Genomic DNA, 20,258 nt, shown 5'->3' on the forward strand with positions numbered 1-20,258 from the left:
ACAGCAGCTGACCGCCTCCCTGGGTGGCCTACCATCGCGCCCGCCATGGCACAGACCATCACCACCGCCGAGCTGCTCAAGGGCGACCTCTCGGCCCATACCCCGCTCATGGCGCAGTACCTGCGCATCAAGGCCGAACACCCTGACACGCTGGTGTTCTTCCGGATGGGCGATTTCTACGAGCTCTTCTACGACGACGCGCACAAGGCGCACCGGCTGCTCGACATCACCCTCACCTCTCGCGGCGCCAGCGCCGGCCATCCGGTGGTGATGGCCGGGGTGCCGGTGCACGCGGTGGAGGCCTACCTCGGCCGGCTCATCAAGCTCGGCGAGGCGGTGGCGGTGGCCGAGCAGGTGGGCGATGTCGCCACGGCCGGATCCCAAAAGGGGCCGGTCGAGCGCAAGGTCACCCGCGTCGTCACGCCCGGCACCGTCACCGACAGCGAGTTGATGGCCGAGCGTGCCGACACCTTGCTGCTGGCGCTGCACCGCGAACGGGGCCGTGAACGGGGCGCATGGGGTCTGGCTTGGCTGACCCTGTCCGGCGGCCAACTGGGCCTCACGGAGTGCAGTGAGCGCGAATTGCCCGGCTGGCTGGCCCGCCTGGCACCGGCCGAGCTCCTGCACGACGGCAGCCCGCTGCCCGATGCCGCCGCGGCACTGCGCGCGGCGAAATCCGCCCGCCCGGCCTGGCAGTTCGATGCCGCTCTGGGCCAGCGCAAGCTGTGCGGGCAGCTCAAGGTGGCCTCGCTGCAGAGCTTCGGCGCGCAGGAGCTGACGGCCGCGCAGGCTGCCGCCGCCGCGCTGCTGACCTACGCCGAACACACCCAGGGCCAAGCCCTGGCCCACGTGCAGACGCTGGCCGTGCCGCGCGGGCAGGAGCTCATGGAGCTTCCGCCGCAGACCCTGCGCAACCTGGAGCTGGTGCAGACGCTGCGCGGCGAAGACCAGCCTACGTTGCTGAGCCTGCTCGACACCTGCCGCACCGGCATGGGCAGCAGGCGGCTGCGCCACTGGCTCACGCACCCGGCGCGCGAACGCACAGCGGCGCGCGAGCGCCACGAGGCCATCGCGGCGCTGCACGCGGGCCAAGCCACCGAGCCGCTGCGCGGGGCGCTGCGCGGCGTGGCCGATGTCGAGCGCATCACCGCGCGCATCGCCTTGCGCCAGGTGCGCCCGCGCGAGCTGGCCGGCCTGCGCCAGACCCTGGCGCTGCTGCCCGAAATCGCCGCGCGCACACCGGCTTCGGGCAAGCAGGCCGGCACGCTGCTCGCCCGGCTGCATGCCGCGCTGGCCGCCGAGCCCGTGCTGGACGCGCCACTGGCCGCCATCGCCCCGGAACCCGCGGCGCTGCTGCGCGACGGCGGCGTCATCGCGGCGGGCTTCGACGCCGAGCTCGACGAGCTGCGCACCATCGCCCAGCACGGCGACGCCTTCCTGCTGGCGCTGGAAGCGCGGGAGCGCGCGCGCACCGGCATCCCCAACCTGCGCGTGCAGTTCAACAAGGTGCACGGCTACCACATCGAGGTGACCGGCTCTTACCTCGACAAGGTGCCGGTGGAGTACCGCCGCCGCCAGACGCTGAAGGGCGCCGAGCGCTACATCACGCCCGAGCTCAAGGCCTTCGAGGACAAGGCGCTGTCGGCACAGGAGCGTTCGCTGTCGCGCGAGAAGTGGCTGTACGAGCAGCTGCTGGACGCCCTGCAGCCGTTTCTCGCCACGCTGCAGGGCCTGGCCCTGGCGCTGGCGACGCTGGATGCGCTGGCCGCGCTGGCCGAACGCGCCGCCACGCTCGGGTGGTGCCGGCCGGTTTTCGTGCCTTACCCCTGCATCGACATCGAGGCCGGCCGCCACCCGGTGGTGGAGGCACGGCTCGCCGAAGCCGGCCTGAACGGAAAGGCCAGCCCCTTCATCGCCAACCACTGCCGGCTCGACGCGAAGACCCGCATGCTCGTCATCACCGGCCCCAACATGGGCGGCAAGAGCACCTACATGCGCCAGGTCGCGCTGACCGTGCTGCTGGCGAGCATGGGATCCTTCGTGCCGGCCACGGCCTGCCGGCTCGGGCCCATCGACGCCATCCACACGCGCATCGGCGCCAGCGACGACCTGGCCAACGCACAGAGCACCTTCATGGTCGAGATGACCGAGGGCGCCGCCATCCTGCACGGCGCCACGGAAGAGAGCCTGGTGCTGATGGACGAGATCGGGCGCGGCACCAGCACCTTCGACGGTCTGGCGCTGGCCGGTGCCATCGCGCAGCATCTGCACGACCGCAACCGCTCGTTCACCTTGTTCGCCACCCACTACTTCGAACTCACGGAGTTCCCCGCCCGGCACGAGCGCGCCATCAACCTGCACGTGGGCGCAGTGGAAAGCGGCCACGACATCGTCTTCCTCCACCAGCTGGAGCCCGGCCCCGCCAGCCGCAGCTACGGCGTGCAGGTGGCGCGGCTGGCGGGCATGCCGGCCGCGGTGGTGCGCCAGGCGCGCGCCACGCTCGAGGCGTTGGAGGCCAAGGCCGAGCAGGGCCGCGAGCAGGTGGACCTGTTCGCGCCCGCGCCGGCCGCGCCGGCCGCCGAGCCGAGCGCGGTCGAGGCCGAGCTGGCGCGCATCGATCCCGACGCGCTCACCCCGCGCGAGGCGCTGGAAGCGCTGTACCGGCTGCGCGGCCTGATGCCGCGTTGAAGCCCCCGCGCCGCGCGCTCAGAACCTGCGAGGTTTTCGGGCGTGCCCGGGCAGCGCGCCAGAACGTGGCCGATCCCGGCGCGTTCTGGGGTGATGAGCGGGCATGCGCGAAAGACTCAGGCTCTCAGGGCAGCACGCGGTCGATCACCAGGCGCACGCCCTCGGCGCCGACGCGCACACCCTCGAGCCGGCCTTCCAGATCGCCCGGCTGGGCGATCGGGTTGCCCGAGGCCGAGATGCGGGCCACGAGCACCACCTCGCGCTGGGACGACAGCAGGTGGCCCGCCATCATGGCCATGCTGTCGTCGAGCCTGAACGCCAGCGGCAGGGGCCCCAGCGGCACACGCGCCGCCGCCAGCGGCGGGCCTCCGGCGGCGGAGCGGGCCAGCACGAAGAGCGTGGCCTGGGCGCTGATGCGCGGCTTGAGGGCCTCGGCCACGTCGACCTGGCCGGAGACGCTGGCCGCGGGCCGGGCCGGCTGCACGCCGGCGGCGGCGGCCGTGGTGGCACCTGCAGCCGCAGGCGCGGTTGCACCCGGGGTCGCGCCCGCCGCGCCGCCACCGGCCAGCGCCAGCGCGCGGCGCTGGGCGTCGTCGCGCATGGCCTTCAACTCGCGCGCATAGTCCGAATCGGGCGGCGCCTGGCGGCCCAGGCGGTCGATGTAGGCGATGGCCTGGGTGTAGTTCTGCGTCTGGTAGGCGTGGATGACGGCGAGCTGGAGGCCCTTGGCGTGGCCCGGGTCCAGCTGCAGGGCCTGGTTGACCAGCTCGATGGGTCGGCCCGTGAGCACCTGGTTGGCCGACATCGCCAGCGACTCGGCGTAGCCCACCAGCACCGACGGCTTCTCGGGCAGCAGCTCGTGGGCCTTGGTGTAGGCCTGCACCGCCTCGGGCCAGCGCGCCGCCAGCACGTTGGCCATGGCCAGGGCTTCCCAGGCCGTGCCGTCGCTGGGGTGGCTGCGGGTTCGCGCCTCGATCGTCTGGATCATCCCGGCGATCTCTTCCGGGCTCGGCTCGGCCTGGGCCTGCGCGGCATCGGGCGCGTTGGCGATGGCGGTCAGCACGGCGGGGTTGCCGAGCCAGAAGTACAGGCTGAAGGCCGCCACCGGCAGCAGCGCCGCCAGCGCGATGCCCAGCTTGCGGCTGGGCGCCTGCGCCCTCGGCGTCGTGGGGGGCGGGCTGTCCTCGGGCAGCAGCGCGTCCTCGGCCGCGCGGATCTCGAGCTCGAGCTTGTTGGCCGCGTACTGCTCGGGCGACAGTCCCGCCGAGGACAGCTCGGCCTTGAGGTCCGTCATCTGGTCGCGGTAGAGCGCGATGTTCACGTCGCGGCGGGCCACAGCCTGGGGCTCGGCGCTGCGCTGGCGCATCAGGAAGGGCAACACAAAGGCCAGGGCCAGTGCCAGGCCCAGCACGGCCACGGCCAGGAAGAGGGCCACGGCCCAGAACTCGTTCATGGCTTGTCGTCCAGCAGGCGGGCCGCGGCGGCCAGCTGCGCAGGGTTCACGGGGGCGGCCTTCAGCGTGCGGCGCGCACGCAGGGCCACGAACCACACCAGCCCGCCCAGCGCGAGGAACACGAAGGGTCCGGCCCACAGCAGGTAGGTCAGCGGCTTGAAGGGCGGGCGGAAGAGCACGAAGTCGCCGTAGCGGGCGGTCAGGAAGTCGATCACTTCCTGGTCGGTCTTGCCGGCCTTCATCAGGTCGCGGATCTCCTGGCGCATGGCACCGGCCAGCTCGGCGGGAGAGTCCACCAGCGCCTCGTTCTGGCAGACCACGCAGCGCAGCTCGCGCGAGAGCGCGGTCAGGCGCGCCTCGATGGCCACGTCGGCGTACAGAGGCTGCGCCATCGGGGGTGATGCTGGCGCGGCGGCCACGGCGGCGGGGCCGGCCGCCTGGGCCAAGGGCGCCGTGCCCAGCAGCACGGCGAGCCCGAGCCGCACGAGGGCGATCCGCATCATGCGCCGAGCGCCTTGAGCTTGGGCACGAACTTGCGCTGCCACACCGCGGGATCGATCGGGCCCACGTGCTTGAGCCGCACGATGCCGTCGCGGTCGATGAGGTAGGTCTCGGGCGTGCCCGTGACGCCCCAGTCGATGCCGGCGCGGCCCGACGGGTCGTCGGGCACCGCCACGTAGGGGTTGCCCGTGCGCGCGAGCAAGCGCGCCGCGTCGCGGTTGCGGTCCTTCCAGTTGAGTCCGACCATGGGCGGCCCACTGCGGCTCTGCGCCAGCGCCATCAGGAACTTGTGCTCCTGCACACACGACACGCACCACGGCGCCCACACGTTGAGCAGCCAGACCTGGCCTTTCAAGTCGGCCGGGCTGAAGGCCCGCTGGGCGTCGCCCACCACGGGCAGGCTGAAGGCGGGCGCAGGCTGGCCGATCAGCGGCGAGGGCACCTCGCGCGGGTTGAGGAACAGGCCCTTGGAGAAGAAGCCGATGAGGACGAGGAAGATGCCCAGCGGCAGCCAGCGTTTCATGGCTCAGGCTCCTTGCGCGGCAGCAGCACGGGCGGGCACGCGCTCGCGGGTGCCCACCCGGTAGCGGCGGTCGAACGCGGCCAGGAAACCGCCCACCACCATGAGCAGCGCGCCCAGCCACAACCAGTTGACAAAGGGCTTGTGGTACAGGCGCACCGCCCAGGTCGTGAGCTCGGGGTTGAGCGGCTCGCCCAGCGACACGTACAGATCGCTGAAGGCACTGGGCCGCACGGCGGCCTCGGTCATCACCGATCCCGACGCGTTGTAGATGCGTTTCTCGGGGCGCAGCGTGAACTGCTTGTCGCCGTCCTCCTTGACGACCACGCTGCCGCGCGTGGCGCGGAAGTTGGGCCCCTCGACCTGCTCCACGCCCATGAACGTGAGCGTGTAGCCGGCCATCTGGGCCTGGTCGCCGACGTTCATGCGCACGTCGAGCTCCTGCTCGTAGTTCACCACCATGGTGATGCCGGCCACGCCCACGGCCAGACCCAGGTGGGCCAGGTGCATGCCCCAGAAAGCCCGCGGCAGGCTGGCCAGCTGGCGCAGCGACTTCACACGCTCGCGGAACGCGATCAGCACCGTGAGCGCGATCCAGATCGACAACGCCAGGCCCAGCGCAGCCCAGGGCTGGTAGCCGTCGAGCGTGAGCGGCAGCAGCAGGCCGGTGGCAAGCGCGACACCCAGCGCCCACTTCAGGCGCACGGCGATGTCGGGCAGGCTGTCGCCCTTCCAGCGCAAAAGCGGGCCCACGCCCATGAGGAACAGCGCCGGGGTGATGAGCGGCACGAACACGGCGTTGAAGTACGGCGGGCCCACCGACAGCTTGCCCAGGCCAAGCGCGTCGATGAACAGCGGGTACAAGGTGCCCAGCAGCACCGCCGCCACCGAGGCCATGAGCACCACGTTGTTGGCCAGCAGCAGCGACTCGCGCGAGAACCAGGTGAAGGCGCCGCCGGCAATCATGCGCGGCGAGCGCCAGGCGAACAGGGCCAGCGAGCCGCCCACCACCACCACCATGAAGCCCAGGATGTAGGCGCCACGCCCGGGATCGACCGCGAAGGCGTGCACCGACGACAGCACACCCGAGCGCACGAGGAAGGTGCCCAGCAGCGACAACGAGAAGGTCAGCAGCGCCAGCAGCACCGTCCAGGCCTTGAAGGCCCCGCGCTTCTCGGCCACCGCCAGCGAGTGCATCAGCGCCGTGCCGGCCAGCCAGGGCATGAAGGAGGCGTTCTCAACCGGGTCCCAGAACCACCAGCCGCCCCAGCCGAGTTCGCGGTAGGCCCACCAGCTGCCCAGCGCCACGCCGAAGGTCAGGAAGGCCCAGGCCACCGTCGTCCAGGGCCGCGACCAGCGGGCCCAGGCGGCGTCGAGCCGGCCCGACAGCAGCGCCGCCACCGCAAAGGCAAACGCCACCGCGAAGCCGACGTAACCCATGTAGAGCATGGGCGGGTGGATGATCATGCCCCAGTCCTGCAGCAGCGGGTTCAGATCGCTGCCCTCGGCGGGGCCCGGAAACTGGCGCAGGAAGGGGCTCGAGGTGAGCAGCAGCAGCGACAGGAAGCCGACCGAGATCAGCCCCAGGACCCCCAGCACACGCGCCACCATCTCCAGGGGCAGCGCCCGCGAGAACGCGGCCACCGCCACCGTCCAGCCGGCCAGGATGAGCGACCAGAACAGCAGCGAGCCCTCGTGCGAGCCCCAGGTGGCGGTGATCCGGTAGAAGGCCGGCAGCTCGGAGTAAGAGTTGCTCGCAACATTGATGACGGTGAAGTCGTTGCTCAGGAACGCATGAACCAGGCACCCGTAGGCGATCAGCGTGAAGCTGAACTGGCCCCAGGCCGCCGGCCGGGCCACCGCCATCCAGGCGAGCCTGCCGCGCTGCGCGCCGGCCAGCGGCAGCACGGCCTGGACGAGCGCCAGCAGCAGCGAGAGGATCAGCGCGAAAGTACCAATCTCCGGGATCATGGATGGGCTTCCTGTTTGGCCGGGCTGTCGGGCCGGGCGCGCGGTCAGTAGGACTTGAGCGTCTTGCCGGCCTCTTTGGCCTTTTCCAGCGCGTGGGCGGCTTCGGGCGGCATGTAGTTCTCGTCGTGCTTGGCCAGCACACGCTCGGCCTTGAACAGGCCGTCGCTGCCGAGCTTGCCGTCGGCCACCACGCCTTTGCCCTCCGCGAACAGGTCCGGCAGGATGCCGGTGTAGACGGCCGGGATGACGCGCGCCGTGTCGGTGACCACGAAACGCGTGGTCAGCCCGTCGGGCTCGCGCTGCACGCTGCCCGCCTGCACCAGGCCGCCGATGCGGAACACCCGGTCCACCGGCGCCTTGCCCTGGTGCACGTCAGAGGGCGAGAAGAAGAACACGAGGTTGGACTGGAAGGCGTTGAGCACCAGCGCGGTGGCACCGGCCAGGGCCGCCAGCGCCAGCGCGATGAGTGCCAGACGCGCGTGACGGGGCTTCATGGCTCCACGCCCTCGGGTGCAGCGTCCCAGCGCTGCAGGCGCTCCAGGCGGCGCCTTGATGAGCGGGCCGCGCGCCGCAGCACCACCAGCTCGGCTGCCACGCACACCGCCGTCACGCCGAACGCGCTCCACACGAAGAACCCGCGCCCGCCCATGTTCCAGAACTCAGACCAGCTTGCCCACTCCACCTCAGGCCTCCTGTGCCAGGATCTTCTGCACCCATTCCGTCTTGCGCTCGCGCTCCAGGATGATCCGGCGCGCCCGTGCCAGGGTCACGGCGATCGAGTAGATCCAGGCGGCTGCCGTCATCGTCAGCACGCCGGCCATCATCACGGCCGCCATGCGCGGCGCGTGCGTCACGCCGATCGACGAGCCCTGGTGCAGCGTGTTCCACCACACCACCGAGAACAGGATGATCGGCACGTTGACGACGCCGAACAGCGTGAGCAGCGCGCCCGCGCGGTCGCTGCGCCGGGTGTCCTCGATCGCCGACCACAGCGCCAGCGTGCCCAGGTACAGGAACAGCAGGATCAGCGTGGAGGTCAGGCGGGCGTCCCACACCCACCAGGTGCCCCACATCGGCTTGCCCCAGACGGCGCCCGTCCACAGGGCGACAAAGGTCAGCAGGGCGCCGGTGGGCGCCAGGGCCCGCATCATGATGAAGGCCAAGCGCGCGTTGAACGCCAGGCCGATGGCGCCCCAGAAAGCCATCACGACGTAGATCAGCATGCCCATCCAGGCCGCGGGCACGTGGATGAAGATGATGCGGTAGGCCTCGCCCTGCTGGAAGTCGGTGGGCGCGACGAAGAAGCCGATGTACAGGCCGCACACCGCCAGGATGCCGGCCGTCCACGCCAGCCAGGGCACGACGTGGCCCGCCAGGCGGTAGAAGGTCGTGGGCGAGGCGTAGTGATACAGGTTCATCCGAGCGAGACTTTCAGCGACGCGGCCGCGATCCACGGTGCGACGGTGAATGACACCAGAAAGAAGGCACCCAGCAAGGACAAGTGCGCTTCAGCCCCGGTGCCGGAAAGGATGCCGCCCACCGCGCCGGCACCAAAGATGAGGGCCGGCGTGTACAGCGGCAGCACCAGCAGCGTGATCAGCACGCCGCCGCCGCGCAGGCCCAGGGTCAGTGCCGCGCCGGCCGCGCCGAGCAAGGACAGGATCGGCGTGCCGATCAACAGCGACAGCACCAGCACCCCGATGGCCTCGGCGGGCAAGTTGAACTGAAGACCCAGAACCGGCGTGATCAGCAGCAGCGGCAGGCCGTACACCAGCCAGTGCGCCAGCACCTTGCCCAACACCAGCAGCACCAGGGGCGAAGGCGACAGCAGCATCTGCTCGAGACTGCCGTCGCGGTGGTCGTCCTCGAACAGCCGCGCCAGCGACAGCAGCGAAGCCAGCGTCGCCGCCACCCACAGCACGCCCGGTCCGATGCGCTGCAGCAGCTGCGGCTCGGGGCCCACACCCAGAGGGAACAGGCTGCTCACCAGGACGAAGAAGACCAGCGCCGTGAGCCAGTCGCCACGGCGACGGGCCGCGATGGTGAGATCCCGGCGCACCACGCTGAGCAGGAAGTGGCCCATGGTCAAGGGGTCTGCGCAGCGGCGCTGCGCATCGGCGCAGTGGGGCCAAGTTGCATGAGCTGCACATCAACACCGGCCAGGTTCAGCGCTTGGTGCGTCGTGGCCACCACCAGACCACCGGCCTGAAGGTGATCGAGGATCAGTCCTTCCACCTGGGCCACCGCGTGCACGTCCAGGCCGGTGAGCGGCTCGTCGAGGATCCACAGCCGCGCACCGGCCAGCAGCAGCGCCGCCAGCGCCACGCGGCGCCGCTGTCCGAATGACAGGGCGCGACAAGGCAGATCGAGGCAGCGTGAAAGACCCAGTCGCTTCAGGGTCTCCAGGGCGCGGTCGGCATCGAAGGCGCGGCCTTGCAGACCGTCGTTGAAGCGCAGGTTCTCCGCAGGTCCGAGTTCGTCCTTGATGCCGTTGGCGTGACCGAGATAGGCCATCTCGCGGTGGTAAAGGTCGCGACAGCGCCCGATCGGCTCGCCACGCCAGAGCACCTGGCCCGCATCCGGCCGCCCCAGCCCGGCCAGCAGCCGCAGCAGGCTCGTCTTGCCCTGACCGTTTCCGCCCTGCACCAGCAGCACCTGCCCCGGAGCCAGCCCGAAGCGGACGTGCCGGAACAGCAGCCGCTCGCCGCGTTCGCAGGCCAGCTCATCCGCCGCAAGCCAGGGCGCCGTTCGGGAATCCATCTTCGGAGAAGGGCTTGTTCACTGCAGGGGAAAGCGGCCCACATCCCCGCTGCAGCCACGGGCGAAGAACGTGCAAACGCGTTCCCGGTAGGTGGAGCCTCAAAATTCTAGGCGGCGCGCGGATGGCCAGGGCGCTTCGGCAGTGCTGGCGGCAGGGTTTACAACCACTTTGAAAGTACGGTCAGCGAGCAGGCCACGCACCCGCCGCAGGTTTTCTTCTTCCCTCAACGCATCGGCACCACCCGTGACGTCCGCCCCTTCCCCCACCCCGTCCCGCGCTCGGCCGAGGTTCGCCAAGTGGGCGATCCTGGCCCTCTTGGCCGGCTTGGTCAGCGCCCTCATCTGGAGCCAGTTGCCCCGCGGCCCCTACTCCACCGACCTCACGCGCATAGGACAGGGCCGCCCGGCCGCGGTCCTGGCCTACGACATCCAGACGATGGGTGGCATGGAGGTCATGGCCATGCTCGACACCCTGCGGCCGGCCTACCGCGACCGCGTGCAGTTCCTCGTGGCAGCGCTGGGAGCACCGGACGGCCAGGCATTCGGCAAGCGCCACCAGGCCATCAGCGGCACGGTGGTTCTGTTCTCGGAGGCCGGCATCCCGGTGCGCACGATGCACGGCCCGGCCAGCGCCGCCGAACTGCGGCAGGCGCTCGAAGGCCTGCTTGCCCAGGGCATGCCGCGCCAGGAGCGTGAGCAGCGGTGATGGGCCCGCGGTGACGCCCTCCTGGCAAGGTGCGGGTCCGCAATCAGCTCGCCGGGCCGTCGCCGAGCGCCAGAAGCGGCTGGCCCGACACGGCCTGGGCCATCGTCAAGGCCACCAGCCCGAAGCCCAGCGCCGCAGCTGCCCAGACGCCGGCCCGCGCACGCCGCGTCGGCCAGTGCCCGGCCGCGGCGCCGCGCGCCATCAGCCAGCCGGCCAGCGGCAGCGCCTGAACCAAGTGCGTGGCCACGAAGTGCGGCACGCGCAGGTCGCCGCCCGTCGTGGACCAGCCCAGCAACGGCAGCCCCGCGCCGTTGCCGGGCACGCCACCCACCCAGGGCCCAGGGCCGGCGATGACACCGCTGGACAGCGGCACCGCCACCAACAGCGTGGCGATGCTGCCGCCCAGCAGGCCGAGCACGGCGCCCAGCCAGAGCGAATCGCGCCGGTCCGCGTTCGGTCGCTCGCGCGGGTGGCGCCACAGCGCCACGCCCACCGCTGCGGTGGTGGCCACGATCAGCAGTGCGCCAGTGCCCATGAGCGCCGTGTAGAGGAAGGCCTCGAGCCAGGTGTCGTTGTTGAAGTGCGAGGCGCGCCCTCGCGCGGCCTGCAGCACGATGTACAAGAGCTCCACCAGCGTGGCGAAGGCACCGATGCGCAGCGCCCAGCGCACCAGCGGCAGCCCCTGACGTGCGGGGTCGAGCAGGCTCAGCAGCAGCGCCACCGTGGCCCAGTGCAGCGCCAGCGAGACCTGGAACTTGAGCGGCTTGGCCCACACGCTCACGCCGGAGAGCTGCCGCGCGTCGACGGCCAATGCGCCCAGCGTGGGCAGCGCCAACACGCCGCAGGCCAGTGCGATGTGCAGCGCGGCGCGGCGCGCGTCGAACTCGGCCGGCGTCATGCCGCCGTCCCCCGCCGGCGTCGCAGCGCCAGCACCGCCGCTCCCATCAGCAGGCCCAGCGGGCCGAACATGAAGGTCACGCCCAACACCGGCGCCTGCAGCCAGCGCGACACGCCCTCGGCGTCGGCCCGCCGCGCGATCCACAGGCCCACCGCCAGGTCGAAGGCCAGGTAGTGCACCCAGCCGGCCAGCGCCACCTCGGGCACGGTGAACAGGCGCATCACCTCGGCCAACGTGCCGAAGCCGCCGCCGGGCACCGTGAAGAAGAAGGCCATCGCGAGCACCGCATAGACGAGGCACAGGCTGCCGACCACGCCGCCGCCGATGAGCCACCGCGCCCAGGGCCGGCGCGGCCCCAGGATGAGCAGCAACCAGCCCAGCAGCGCCGCGGTGCTGACGGCGCCGAACAGCGACTCGACCGGTATGGCGACGCTCATGCCGACAAAAGACCCGACGGCAAGGCCGCCCGCAGCGCGTGCAGCCGCTCGCGGGCGTAGGCCTCGCCACGCTGGCGCGAGTCGAGAAAGTAGCTGCGCCAAGGGCCGGCGTCGTAGGCGAGGTCGGGGTGGAGCAGAAAGTCGGCCTGCGCCGCCTCGCCGTCGATGCGCGCGCGGCGGCGCCGGTCGCGCTCGCGCTGGGCCGCCGTGGCCGTGGCCGGCGTGGCCCCCGCGCGCACCGACACGTCCACCGCGATGACCCAGCGCGCACCCGCCGCGCGAGCCGCCGACACCGGCAGCGGCAGCGACTCGTCGCCGTCTTCGTACTCGACCCCCTGGATGCCGACCGGCGAGACGATGCCAGGCACCGCGCCCGACGCGCGCACGGCCACGCCGGCATGGCCCCGCATGAAGTAGAACGGTGCCTTGTCGCTGCGCCGCGTGGCCGCCACGATGACGCGGCGCGGCAGGTCCTCCAGGCGCCTACCCTGCACGCCCGTGTTGACATAGTCCTGAAGGCGCTGCCCGATGATCCAGCCGCGGTCGGCGAAAGGCCAGGGGTCGAAGACGGTCAGCGGCCCGCCGCTGAGCGACAGCGCGTCGAGCTGCGCCGCCGACAGCCCGCTGGCCCAGAAGGTGCCGATCAGGGCACCGACGCTGCTGCCCACCACCAGGTCGGGCACGATGCCGGCCTCCTCAAGCACACGCAGCACACCCAGGTGGGCGTAACCGCGCGGCCCACCGCTGCCGAGCACCAGCGCCAGCCGCGGGCGGGGTTGCAGCGGCGTCAGCGCGCCCAGCGCCTCGGGGGCGTCGGCGGCCCGGTAGTCGAAGGCAGCGCAGCCACCCAGCCAGGCCGGCGCCAGCGCGCCGGCGGCGACCAGCGCCCCCGCCAAGCGGCGGCGGCCGGGTGAGGGCCGGGCGGAAGAGGCGGCGTCATCACGGGTCATGGGCGCATCGTCTCACGCCAGGGTTGACACTGTCAACTCACCGCCCCCGCCAGACCGGCGCGTAGCATCCGGCCATCGCTGCCATGCCGCCCGTCGACGCCCCGCCCACCGAGCTCAAGGACGCCTGCGTCCGCGAGGCGCGGGCGCTCATCGCCGAGCACGGCATCGAGCGGCTGAGCCTGCGCGAGGTGGCGCGCCGGCTCGGCGTCTCGCACCAGGCGCCCTACAAGCACTACCCGAGCCGCGACCACCTGCTGGCCGAGCTCATCCGCCGCTGCTTCCGCGAGTTCGCGGCCTTCCTCGACGACCGGCCGCCCGAGCCCGGCGCGCGCCGCGACCTGGCCGCACTCGGCGAGCGCTACCTGCGATTCGCCGCGAAGCACCCGCTGGAGTACCGGCTGATGTTCGGCACGCCCTGGCCGCAGGCCGAGGACGGCCAGGCCTGGCCGGCGCTGGTGGCCGATGCCGTGCATGCCTTCGACGTGCTTCGGGTCGTCCTGCGTCGGCTGCACGGCGCCAGTGCCACCCAGCGCACAAAAGTGGACCTGGACGCGATGGCCATCTGGTCGACTCTGCACGGCCTGGCCACGCTCACGCAGGCCGACGTGATGGACCACCTGAAGCTGGCCCCGCGCGTGCCGGGCCAGGTGCAGGCCCACGTGATGGCGATGCTCGGCCACGCGCTCGACGCGACGCTGGGCCGCTGAGGCGGGGGCGTGACGCTCAGGCCGGGCCTCGTTCGGCGAGCACCGCGCGCATCGCGTCGGTGAGCTCGTCGTCGTCGGGAGGCGGCGCGCCGTCGGCCAGCAGCAGCCGCAGCACCTCCGCGTAGTCGCCACCGGGCACCGGCTCGTGGCAGCCGGCATGCAGGCAGCTGCCCAGCGCGTCGCCGCCGTAGCCGTTCTTCTCGTGCCAGCGCGCCCCGTGCCGCAGCAGCAGCGCCACCATGGCGGCATCGCCGCGGAAGGCCGCCTGGTTCAGGGCGCTGGCCCGCCAGGGGCCGGGCACGTCCACCGGCCAGCCCAGCGCCAGCATCAGCCGCACCGAGGCCATCGCGCCACGCTGCGCCTGTTCGGGCAGCAGCGTGCGGTCCCAGGGGGCGAGCGCGGCGATCAGGCCCGGCCGCTCGGCCAGCAGCGTGCGGGCGGCGGGCTCGTCGGCGGCGGCGCAGGCGGCCAGGAAACGCTCGTGCAGGCCCTCGGGCGGCCGCAGCCCCTTCGCGGCCAGCCAGGCCAGGACGTCCTGCCGGCCAGAACGGGCGGCGTGCCAGGCCAGCGAGTGGCCGTGGGCGTCGGTGGCCGTGATGTCGGCGCCGTGCGCCACCAGCAGCTCGAGGTGGGCGAGCGAGCGGCCGCGCAGCACGGCGTGGTGCAGCGGCCGCGCGCCGCCTTCAAGGCCGGGCGCGTGCTCGTTGGCATCGGCGCCGAGCGCCAGCACCTGCTGCAGGTGCGCCAACGGCTCGAAGTCGAGCTGGCGGAACAGCGCGTTGGTGCCGGGCCAGCGCGCGCCGGCAGCCACCAGCGCGGCGACAATGCGGCGGTCGTCCTGCTCCACGGCGTGGTACAGCGACTCGTCGTCGTTGGGTTCGGCACCGGCGGCCAGCAGCCGCTGCACCAGCGCGACGCTGCGGGCGCGCGCCACGGCGCCGTAGAGCGCGGGCAAGGGGCGCTCGGGGAACTCGGGGTCGACGAGGCCGGCATTGGGGTTGGCGCCGGCCGCCAGCAACTGCCCGGCGGCGCGGTCCAGGGCGTGCTCGTGCGTGGCGTCTAGCGTGGCCAGCGACGAATACGCCACCAGCACGAGCGGCTCGGCGTTCCAGGGCGGCAGCGGGTGGCGCGCGTCGACGCCGGCGGCATTGCCCTGCACCAGGCGCAGCGCCGGGTGGCGCAGACCCGGCCGGGCCTGCAGCAGCGCCTGCGCTTGAGCCGGCCGCGGCGCGGCGTAGCCCCGGCCCAGGGCCAGCACGAGCACGCGCTCGACAAAGGCCGCATCGTCCAGCGCCCGCGCCCGGCGCTGCTCGACCTCGTCCAGCAGCTTCGGCCAGCTGGCGAAGCCCAGCTCGCGGGCGATGACGAGCTGCGCCTGCGCCAGCCGCGGTGGCGGCGGCAGCGCGAGCGGCGCGGCGCGCGCCAGGGCCTCGGGGTCGGCCTGCTGCCAGGCGCGCAGCAACTCGCGCGCCTGGCGGCGCAGCTGGTCGGCGTCGGGGTGCTCGGGCAGCACGCGCCGGGGCTGCGGCGGGGTGCGGTGGCCGGGTTGGCCTGACTCTCGGGCGGAATCGCTCACGGTGTTCTCCATGCATCGGTGCCCGGGATCCGCGGCATCGGGCTGCACGAAGGACGGTGGCGAAGAAGCCGGCGCACCGGCGGTGCGCCTGCAGGTGGGCTCGGCCCTGTCCGCGGATCCGGTGGCGCCCTGCGTGCGCCGCCGCGGATGTTAGCCCGGCCCGCCGTCGATCAGAACGCGTACCTGGCGCTGACGAACACCGTGCACCCGCGCGGGTCGGCGTAGGTCGGGTCGTAGGTCGACAGGAAACAGCAGCTCTGGTTGCTGAAGGGCGGCTCGGCATCGGCCAGGTTCAGCACGCCGGCGCGCAGGGTGAACGAACGCGTCACCTTCCAGCTCGCCGACAGGTCCCACAGCGAGTAGGCCTCCACCTCGCGGGGCGCGGTGCCGGGCAGACAGCTGTCGTCGGTGTGCGCCGACCAGTACGAGTTGCCCAGCGTCAGCACCAGCTCATTGAACAAGCAGTAGCCGTTGATGCATCGGTCGGCCGCCCTGTTGGCGGCGTGGCTGAGGGCGGTGGCCAACGTCATCGAAGCGTCGATGCAGGTGCTGGGCCCGACCCGCGCCGAAGCGCTGGAGCGCGCCGAGCATCACCGGCAGCGCGTGGGCGTGTGGCACCGGCGCAAAGCCCACCCCGCGCACCTGTCGGGCGGCGAGCAGCAGCGTGTGGCCATCGCCCGGGCGCTGGCCATGCAGGCGCAGGTCATGCTGTTCGACGAGCCGAACTCGGCGCTGGTCCCCGAGCTGGTGGGCGAGGTGCTGCGCGTGCTGCGCGGCGTGGCGGCCGAGGGTCGCACGATGATCGTGGCGACACATGACATGGGCTGCGCGCGCGCGGTCAGCCGCCGCGTGATGTTCCTTCACCAGGGCCGGATGGAGGAGGAGGGCGCCCCCGACGAGCTGCTCAGGCACCCGCGCAGCGAGCGGCGGCAGGCCTTCCTGGCCAACACGCTGAAGCAGCGCGTGGGTAGCTACAGCGCGCCCCGGCACCCCGGTGCGCCGCAGAGGCAGGCCAGCCGGCCCTCGTGGTGTGTCTCGCCGTAGTCCACGGTGATTTCTTCGCCTGCCGCGATGGCCCGCAGCGCATAGAACTCCACCCGCCCGTTGCGGATGACGAGCCGCGCGTTCGGCCGGCAGCTGTGGTTGGTGTAGCGCATCGGGTCTGAGCTGCGGCTGAAGTCGATGGCCTTTTTCTCGGAGAGCTCGACGATCATGATGCGCTCGTGCCGCGTGGCGCGGATCCGCGCCTCGGCCACGCTGATGCTTTCGCCGCGGATCTCGCCGATCTTCAGGCGCGGCGGGATGGCTTCGTCGGCGAACGCGCCCTGACCGTCGATGCGGCTTTCGGCCACGTGCACCGCGTACTTCTGGTAGGCCGGACGGCCCGTGCCCGGGGGTGCGGCAGGGGGGGTGGCGGGCACGTCGTGCAGGGCGGGCGGCATCGGGCGCGATGGTATCATCCGGCCCTGTCAGCGCCCCTCGTCGGAGCGCTTTTTCCTTTAAGAATCAAGCACTTGCGCACGGCACGGCCGTGGCGCGGAGCGGCCACCCCCGATGCGCCTCACGCAGATCAAGCTCTCGGGCTTCAAGAGCTTCGCCGAACCCACCACCTTCCAGCTGCCCGGGCAGTTGGTGGGCGTCGTCGGGCCCAACGGCTGCGGCAAGAGCAACATCATGGACGCCGTGCGCTGGGTGCTCGGCGAGAGCAAGGCCTCCGAGCTGCGTGGCGAGTCCATGCAGGACGTCATCTTCAACGGCAGCGGCAACCGCAAGCCGGCCAGCCGTGCCAGCGTGGAGCTGGTGTTCGACAACACGCTGGCGCGTGCCGGCGGCCAGTGGAACACCTTCGCCGAGATCGCCGTCAAGCGTTCGCTCACGCGCGACGGCACCAGCAGCTACTTCATCAACAACCAGCCGGTGCGCCGCCGCGACGTCCAGGACGTGTTCCTGGGCACCGGCCTCGGCCCGCGGGCCTACGCCATCATCGGCCAGGGCACCATCAGCCGCATCATCGAGAGCCGACCCGAAGAGTTGCGCCTCTTCCTCGAGGAGGCCGCGGGCGTGTCGAAGTACAAGGAACGCCGCCGCGAGACCGAGAACCGGCTCAAGGACACGCGCGAGAACCTCACGCGGGTGGAAGACATCCTGCGCGAGTTGAACAGCAACCTGGACAAGCTCGAGAAGCAGGCCGAGGTGGCTGCCCAGTACCGCGGCCTGCAGGAGGCCGGCACGCTGAAGCTGCACCAGCTGTGGTTCCTGAAGCACCGAGACGCCGCTGCCGAGGAGGCCCGTGTGCAGGCCGCGGCGGCCGAGGCCACGAATGCGCTGGAATCGCGGCTGGCCGAGCTGCGCCACACCGAGGCCGAGCTCGAACAGGTGCGCCAGGCCCATTACGCCGCCAACGACGTGCTGCACGCGCGCCAGGGCGAGCTGGCGCAGGCCGCGCTCGAGGTGAGCCGGCTCGAGGAGCGCATCCGCTACGTCGTCGAGGGCCGCCAGCGCGCGCAGGCGAGGCTGGCGGAGCTGCAGGCACAGAATGCGCAGTGGGCCGGCCGGCAGCAAGGGGCCGAGGCCGAGCTGGCAGAGATTGCCGACCGCATCGTGGGCGCCGAAGAGCAGGCCGACATGTTGCACGCGCAGGCCGAGGATCAAGGCTGCTTGCTGCCCGATGCCGAAGAGGCCGTGCGCGCCGCGCAGCAGACCGCCAACACCCAGCGCGCCAAGGCCGCCGAGGTGCAGCAGCAGATCCAGCTGCTGGCCGCAGACAGCCGCAACGTCGAGGAGCAAAGCCGCGGCCTGAAGACCCGGCGCGAGCGGCTGGAAGCCGAGCGCAAGGGCCTGACCGCACCCGACATGGCGCGCCTCGAGGCCCTGCGCGGCGACGAAGCCGCCGCCACCGAACGCCGCGACGAGGCCGATGCGCGGCTGGCCGAGCTCTCCGAGCAGGTGCCGGCGCTCGACGAGCAGCGCCGCACGGCGCAGGAGACGGCCGCGCGAGAGGCCGCGAAGCTCACCGACATCGGCGCCCGGCTGTCGGCGCTGCGCGCGCTGCAGGACAAGGTGCAGACCGAGGGCAAGCTCAAGCCCTGGCTCGAGAAGCACGGTCTCGCCGGCGCGCCCGGCCTGTGGAAGCAGGTGCACATCACCAATGGGTGGGAGACGACCCTGGAGGCTGCGCTGCGCGAGCGCCTGAACGCGCTCGCGGTGGGACGGCTCGACAACGTGCGCGCCTTCGGCGCCGACGCGCCGCCGGCCCGGCTGGCGTTCTACGCCCTGCCCTCGGGCCAGCCCGCCCCCACCCACCGCACGCTGCCGCCGCTGGCCGCGCAGTTGCAGCTCGGCGACGCCTCGCTGCAGGCCCTGCTGTCGGACTGGCTGGAGGGCGTCTACACCGCCGACTCGCTCGACGCCGCACTGGCGCAGCGCGCGCAGCTCACGCACGGCGAGGTCATCATGACCCGCGAGGGCCACGCCGTGAGCCCGCACGCCGTGGCCTTCTACGCGCCCGACAGCGAGCAAGCCGGTCTGCTGGCCCGTGCGCAGGAGATCGAGAACCTCGACCGCCAGCAGCGCGCGCAGGCCCTGATCGCCGACGAGTCGCGGGCCCAGCAGGTGCGGCTGGAGGCCGCCTACACCGACGCCAGCCAACGCCTGGCCACCGTGCGCCGCGAGGCCGCCGAGGCGCAGCAGCGCGCACACACCTTGCACGTGGAGCTGCTGCGTCTGAGCCAACTGGCTGACGCCGCCAACAGCCGCCACAGCCAGCTGGCCGAGGAGTTGGCCGAGATCGACGCGCAGCTCGAGTCACTGGAAGAACGCCGCGCCACCGGCGAGGCGCGCTTCGAGGAGCTGGACATCGAACTGGCCCACGCACAGGAAAGGCACGCCGAGCTCGAGGACGCCGTCATCGCCGCCGAGCGCGCGCTGGCCGACCAGCGCGAGCAGCAAAGGGCACTCGAACGCCAGGCGCAGGAGGCGCGCTTCCAGGCCCGCACGCTGGTGGCGCGCCAGGCCGAGCTGCAGCGCGGCATCGAGACCGCCGCCGCACAGGTGCGGGCCAACGTGCAGGCCGGCGAACAGCTGCAGCTGGAACTGGGCAGCTTCGACGACGCCGCGGCGCAGAGCGGGCTGCAGGGTGCGCTGGCCGTCAAGCTCGAACGCGAGCAGGCCCTGGGCCTGGCGCGCAGCGCCTACGACGACCTGAGCGCGCAGCTGAAGCGCGCCGACGAGCAGCGCCTGGCCTTCGAACGCAGCCTGGAGCCGCTGCGCGAGCAGATCACCAAGCTGCAGCTCGAACTGCAGGCCGCGCAGCTGGGCGGGGCGCAATACCTTGAGCAGCTCAGCGCCGCGGCGGTGGATCTTGAGGCGCTGGCCAGGACCATCGAAGACGGTGGCGTCAAGCTCTGGGGGCTGCAGACCGAGATCGACCGCATCCAGCGCGAGATCAACGCGCTGGGTGCGGTCAACCTGGCCGCGCTGGACGAGCTCACCACCAGCCGCGAGCGCAAGACCTTCCTCGACGCGCAGAACGCCGACCTCAACGAGGCCATCCGCACGCTCGAGGACGCCATCGCGAAGATCGACCTCGAGACGCGCGACCTGCTGGTCAGCACCTTCAACCAGGTCAACGAGCACTTCGGCCAGATGTTCCCCAGCCTGTTCGGGGGCGGCCAGGCGCGGCTGGTGATGACGGGCACGGAGATCCTGGACGCCGGGGTCCAGGTGATGGCGCAGCCGCCGGGCAAGAAGAACAGCACCATCCACCTGCTCAGCGGTGGCGAGAAGGCACTCACCGCCATCGCGCTGGTGTTCGCCATCTTCCAGCTCAACCCGGCGCCCTTCTGCCTGCTCGACGAGGTGGACGCGCCGCTGGACGACGCCAACACCGAGCGATATGCCAAGCTCGTGACGCGGATGAGCCAGGGCACGCAGTTCCTGTTCATCAGCCACAACAAGATCGCCATGGAGATGGCCGAGCAGCTCATCGGCGTGACCATGCAGGAGCAAGGCGTCAGCCGCATCGTGGCGGTCGACATGCTGAGCGCGCTGGGCATGGCCGAGGCGGCTTGAGCGTATGAGAGGCCCCGCCCC

Annotated in this window: 20 protein-coding genes; 5 read left to right on the top strand and 15 right to left on the bottom strand. The window is 72.0% G+C overall.

Features of this window, described 5'->3' with window-relative positions; translation table 11 throughout:
- Positions 1–45: 45 nt before the first annotated feature.
- Entirely contained in the window at positions 46–2,688 is a 2,643-nt protein-coding gene (gene mutS, locus KA711_14470) for a DNA mismatch repair protein MutS (protein ID MCM0610172.1), read from the top strand.
- A 124-nt stretch (positions 2,689–2,812) separates the two neighbouring features.
- On the opposite strand, the gene ccmI is transcribed toward mutS, so the two are convergent.
- Genes ccmI through ccmA form a run of 9 tightly spaced genes read right to left on the bottom strand, consistent with a single transcriptional unit; the run spans position 2,813 to position 9,893 of the window.
- On the bottom strand, positions 2,813–4,141 hold the full coding sequence (ccmI, locus tag KA711_14475; GenBank protein ID MCM0610173.1) for a c-type cytochrome biogenesis protein CcmI: 1,329 nt from the start codon (positions 4,139–4,141) through the stop codon (positions 2,813–2,815).
- A complete protein-coding gene (locus KA711_14480; protein MCM0610174.1) occupies positions 4,138–4,641 on the bottom strand; it encodes a cytochrome c-type biogenesis protein CcmH in 504 nt (167 codons plus the stop codon). The genes ccmI and KA711_14480 overlap by 4 nt, the downstream gene beginning before the upstream one ends.
- Positions 4,641–5,165 carry a DsbE family thiol:disulfide interchange protein gene (locus KA711_14485; GenBank protein ID MCM0610175.1) on the bottom strand — a complete coding sequence of 175 codons (525 nt, stop codon included), beginning with the start codon at positions 5,163–5,165 and terminating at the stop codon, positions 4,641–4,643. Before KA711_14485 ends, KA711_14480 begins: the two co-directional genes overlap by 1 nt.
- Before the next feature lie 3 nt (positions 5,166–5,168).
- Positions 5,169–7,133 carry a heme lyase CcmF/NrfE family subunit gene (locus KA711_14490; protein MCM0610176.1) on the bottom strand — a complete coding sequence of 655 codons (1,965 nt, stop codon included), beginning with the start codon at positions 7,131–7,133 and terminating at the stop codon, positions 5,169–5,171.
- A gap of 44 nt (positions 7,134–7,177) precedes the next feature.
- Entirely contained in the window at positions 7,178–7,627 is a 450-nt protein-coding gene (ccmE, locus tag KA711_14495) for a cytochrome c maturation protein CcmE (protein ID MCM0610177.1), read from the bottom strand.
- On the bottom strand, positions 7,624–7,815 hold the full coding sequence (gene ccmD, locus KA711_14500) for a heme exporter protein CcmD (GenBank protein ID MCM0610178.1): 192 nt from the start codon (positions 7,813–7,815) through the stop codon (positions 7,624–7,626). The genes ccmE and ccmD overlap by 4 nt, the downstream gene beginning before the upstream one ends.
- A 1-nt stretch (position 7,816) precedes the next feature.
- Positions 7,817–8,551 (bottom strand): heme ABC transporter permease CcmC, encoded by a 735-nt coding sequence (gene ccmC / locus KA711_14505; protein MCM0610179.1) that lies wholly within the window; start codon positions 8,549–8,551, stop codon positions 7,817–7,819.
- Entirely contained in the window at positions 8,548–9,216 is a 669-nt protein-coding gene (ccmB, locus tag KA711_14510) for a heme exporter protein CcmB (protein ID MCM0610180.1), read from the bottom strand. Before ccmB ends, ccmC begins: the two co-directional genes overlap by 4 nt.
- A 2-nt stretch (positions 9,217–9,218) precedes the next feature.
- On the bottom strand, positions 9,219–9,893 hold the full coding sequence (gene ccmA, locus KA711_14515) for a cytochrome c biogenesis heme-transporting ATPase CcmA (protein ID MCM0610181.1): 675 nt from the start codon (positions 9,891–9,893) through the stop codon (positions 9,219–9,221).
- A 316-nt stretch (positions 9,894–10,209) separates the two neighbouring features.
- Between ccmA and KA711_14520 the strand changes: the two genes are divergently transcribed.
- Positions 10,210–10,599, top strand: a complete 390-nt coding sequence (locus KA711_14520; protein MCM0610182.1) for a hypothetical protein — start codon at positions 10,210–10,212, stop codon at positions 10,597–10,599.
- Positions 10,600–10,642: 43 nt separating this feature from the next.
- On the opposite strand, the gene KA711_14525 is transcribed toward KA711_14520, so the two are convergent.
- From KA711_14525 to KA711_14535, 3 genes are read right to left on the bottom strand one after another with little or no spacing between them, the layout of a single operon-like run.
- Entirely contained in the window at positions 10,643–11,497 is an 855-nt protein-coding gene (locus KA711_14525; GenBank protein MCM0610183.1) for a hypothetical protein, read from the bottom strand.
- Positions 11,494–11,934 (bottom strand): DUF4281 domain-containing protein, encoded by a 441-nt coding sequence (locus KA711_14530; protein ID MCM0610184.1) that lies wholly within the window; start codon positions 11,932–11,934, stop codon positions 11,494–11,496. The genes KA711_14525 and KA711_14530 overlap by 4 nt, the downstream gene beginning before the upstream one ends.
- On the bottom strand, positions 11,931–12,884 hold the full coding sequence (locus KA711_14535) for a patatin-like phospholipase family protein (protein MCM0610185.1): 954 nt from the start codon (positions 12,882–12,884) through the stop codon (positions 11,931–11,933). The genes KA711_14530 and KA711_14535 overlap by 4 nt, the downstream gene beginning before the upstream one ends.
- An 83-nt stretch (positions 12,885–12,967) precedes the next feature.
- On the opposite strand from KA711_14535, the gene KA711_14540 reads away from it, so the two are divergent.
- Positions 12,968–13,591: a TetR/AcrR family transcriptional regulator gene (locus KA711_14540; protein MCM0610186.1), complete on the top strand. Its 624-nt coding sequence runs from the start codon at positions 12,968–12,970 to the stop codon at positions 13,589–13,591.
- Positions 13,592–13,607: 16 nt separating this feature from the next.
- On the opposite strand, the gene KA711_14545 is transcribed toward KA711_14540, so the two are convergent.
- Together KA711_14545 and KA711_14550 are read right to left on the bottom strand one after the other, a co-directional pair.
- Positions 13,608–15,167 (bottom strand): ankyrin repeat domain-containing protein, encoded by a 1,560-nt coding sequence (locus tag KA711_14545; protein ID MCM0610187.1) that lies wholly within the window; start codon positions 15,165–15,167, stop codon positions 13,608–13,610.
- Between the two features lie 170 nt (positions 15,168–15,337).
- On the bottom strand, positions 15,338–15,628 hold the full coding sequence (locus KA711_14550; protein ID MCM0610188.1) for a TonB-dependent receptor: 291 nt from the start codon (positions 15,626–15,628) through the stop codon (positions 15,338–15,340).
- A gap of 13 nt (positions 15,629–15,641) precedes the next feature.
- Here KA711_14550 and KA711_14555 point away from each other — a divergent pair, with 13 nt between their 5' ends.
- Complete coding sequence (locus KA711_14555) at positions 15,642–16,211, top strand: amino acid ABC transporter ATP-binding protein (protein ID MCM0610189.1); 570 nt, start codon at positions 15,642–15,644, stop codon at positions 16,209–16,211.
- On the opposite strand, the gene KA711_14560 is transcribed toward KA711_14555, so the two are convergent.
- Complete coding sequence (locus KA711_14560) at positions 16,139–16,609, bottom strand: SET domain-containing protein-lysine N-methyltransferase (protein MCM0610190.1); 471 nt, start codon at positions 16,607–16,609, stop codon at positions 16,139–16,141. The genes KA711_14555 and KA711_14560 overlap by 73 nt on opposite strands.
- A 112-nt stretch (positions 16,610–16,721) precedes the next feature.
- Here KA711_14560 and smc point away from each other — a divergent pair, with 112 nt between their 5' ends.
- Positions 16,722–20,237 (top strand): chromosome segregation protein SMC, encoded by a 3,516-nt coding sequence (smc, locus tag KA711_14565; GenBank protein MCM0610191.1) that lies wholly within the window; start codon positions 16,722–16,724, stop codon positions 20,235–20,237.
- Positions 20,238–20,258 lie beyond the last annotated feature (21 nt).

The sequence above is a fragment of the Ideonella sp. WA131b genome, from assembly GCA_023657425.1.
Taxonomy (GTDB): domain Bacteria; phylum Pseudomonadota; class Gammaproteobacteria; order Burkholderiales; family Burkholderiaceae_C; genus Rubrivivax.

Bases quoted from the DNA above. Each gene is read 5' to 3' on its own strand.
- mutS (MCM0610172.1), top strand. From the start codon at position 46: ATGGCACAGACCATCACCACCGCCGAGCTGCTCAAGGGCGACCTCTCG.
- ccmI (MCM0610173.1), bottom strand. From the start codon at position 4,141: ATGAACGAGTTCTGGGCCGTGGCCCTCTTCCTGGCCGTGGCCGTGCTG.
- KA711_14480 (MCM0610174.1), bottom strand. From the start codon at position 4,641: ATGCGGATCGCCCTCGTGCGGCTCGGGCTCGCCGTGCTGCTGGGCACG.
- KA711_14485 (MCM0610175.1), bottom strand. From the start codon at position 5,165: ATGAAACGCTGGCTGCCGCTGGGCATCTTCCTCGTCCTCATCGGCTTC.
- KA711_14490 (MCM0610176.1), bottom strand. From the start codon at position 7,133: ATGATCCCGGAGATTGGTACTTTCGCGCTGATCCTCTCGCTGCTGCTG.
- ccmE (MCM0610177.1), bottom strand. From the start codon at position 7,627: ATGAAGCCCCGTCACGCGCGTCTGGCACTCATCGCGCTGGCGCTGGCG.
- ccmC (MCM0610179.1), bottom strand. From the start codon at position 8,551: ATGAACCTGTATCACTACGCCTCGCCCACGACCTTCTACCGCCTGGCG.
- ccmB (MCM0610180.1), bottom strand. From the start codon at position 9,216: ATGGGCCACTTCCTGCTCAGCGTGGTGCGCCGGGATCTCACCATCGCG.
- ccmA (MCM0610181.1), bottom strand. From the start codon at position 9,893: ATGGATTCCCGAACGGCGCCCTGGCTTGCGGCGGATGAGCTGGCCTGC.
- KA711_14525 (MCM0610183.1), bottom strand. From the start codon at position 11,497: ATGACGCCGGCCGAGTTCGACGCGCGCCGCGCCGCGCTGCACATCGCA.
- KA711_14530 (MCM0610184.1), bottom strand. From the start codon at position 11,934: ATGAGCGTCGCCATACCGGTCGAGTCGCTGTTCGGCGCCGTCAGCACC.
- KA711_14535 (MCM0610185.1), bottom strand. From the start codon at position 12,884: ATGACCCGTGATGACGCCGCCTCTTCCGCCCGGCCCTCACCCGGCCGC.
- KA711_14540 (MCM0610186.1), top strand. From the start codon at position 12,968: ATGCCGCCCGTCGACGCCCCGCCCACCGAGCTCAAGGACGCCTGCGTC.
- KA711_14555 (MCM0610189.1), top strand. From the start codon at position 15,642: ATGCATCGGTCGGCCGCCCTGTTGGCGGCGTGGCTGAGGGCGGTGGCC.
- KA711_14560 (MCM0610190.1), bottom strand. From the start codon at position 16,609: ATGCCGCCCGCCCTGCACGACGTGCCCGCCACCCCCCCTGCCGCACCC.
- smc (MCM0610191.1), top strand. From the start codon at position 16,722: ATGCGCCTCACGCAGATCAAGCTCTCGGGCTTCAAGAGCTTCGCCGAA.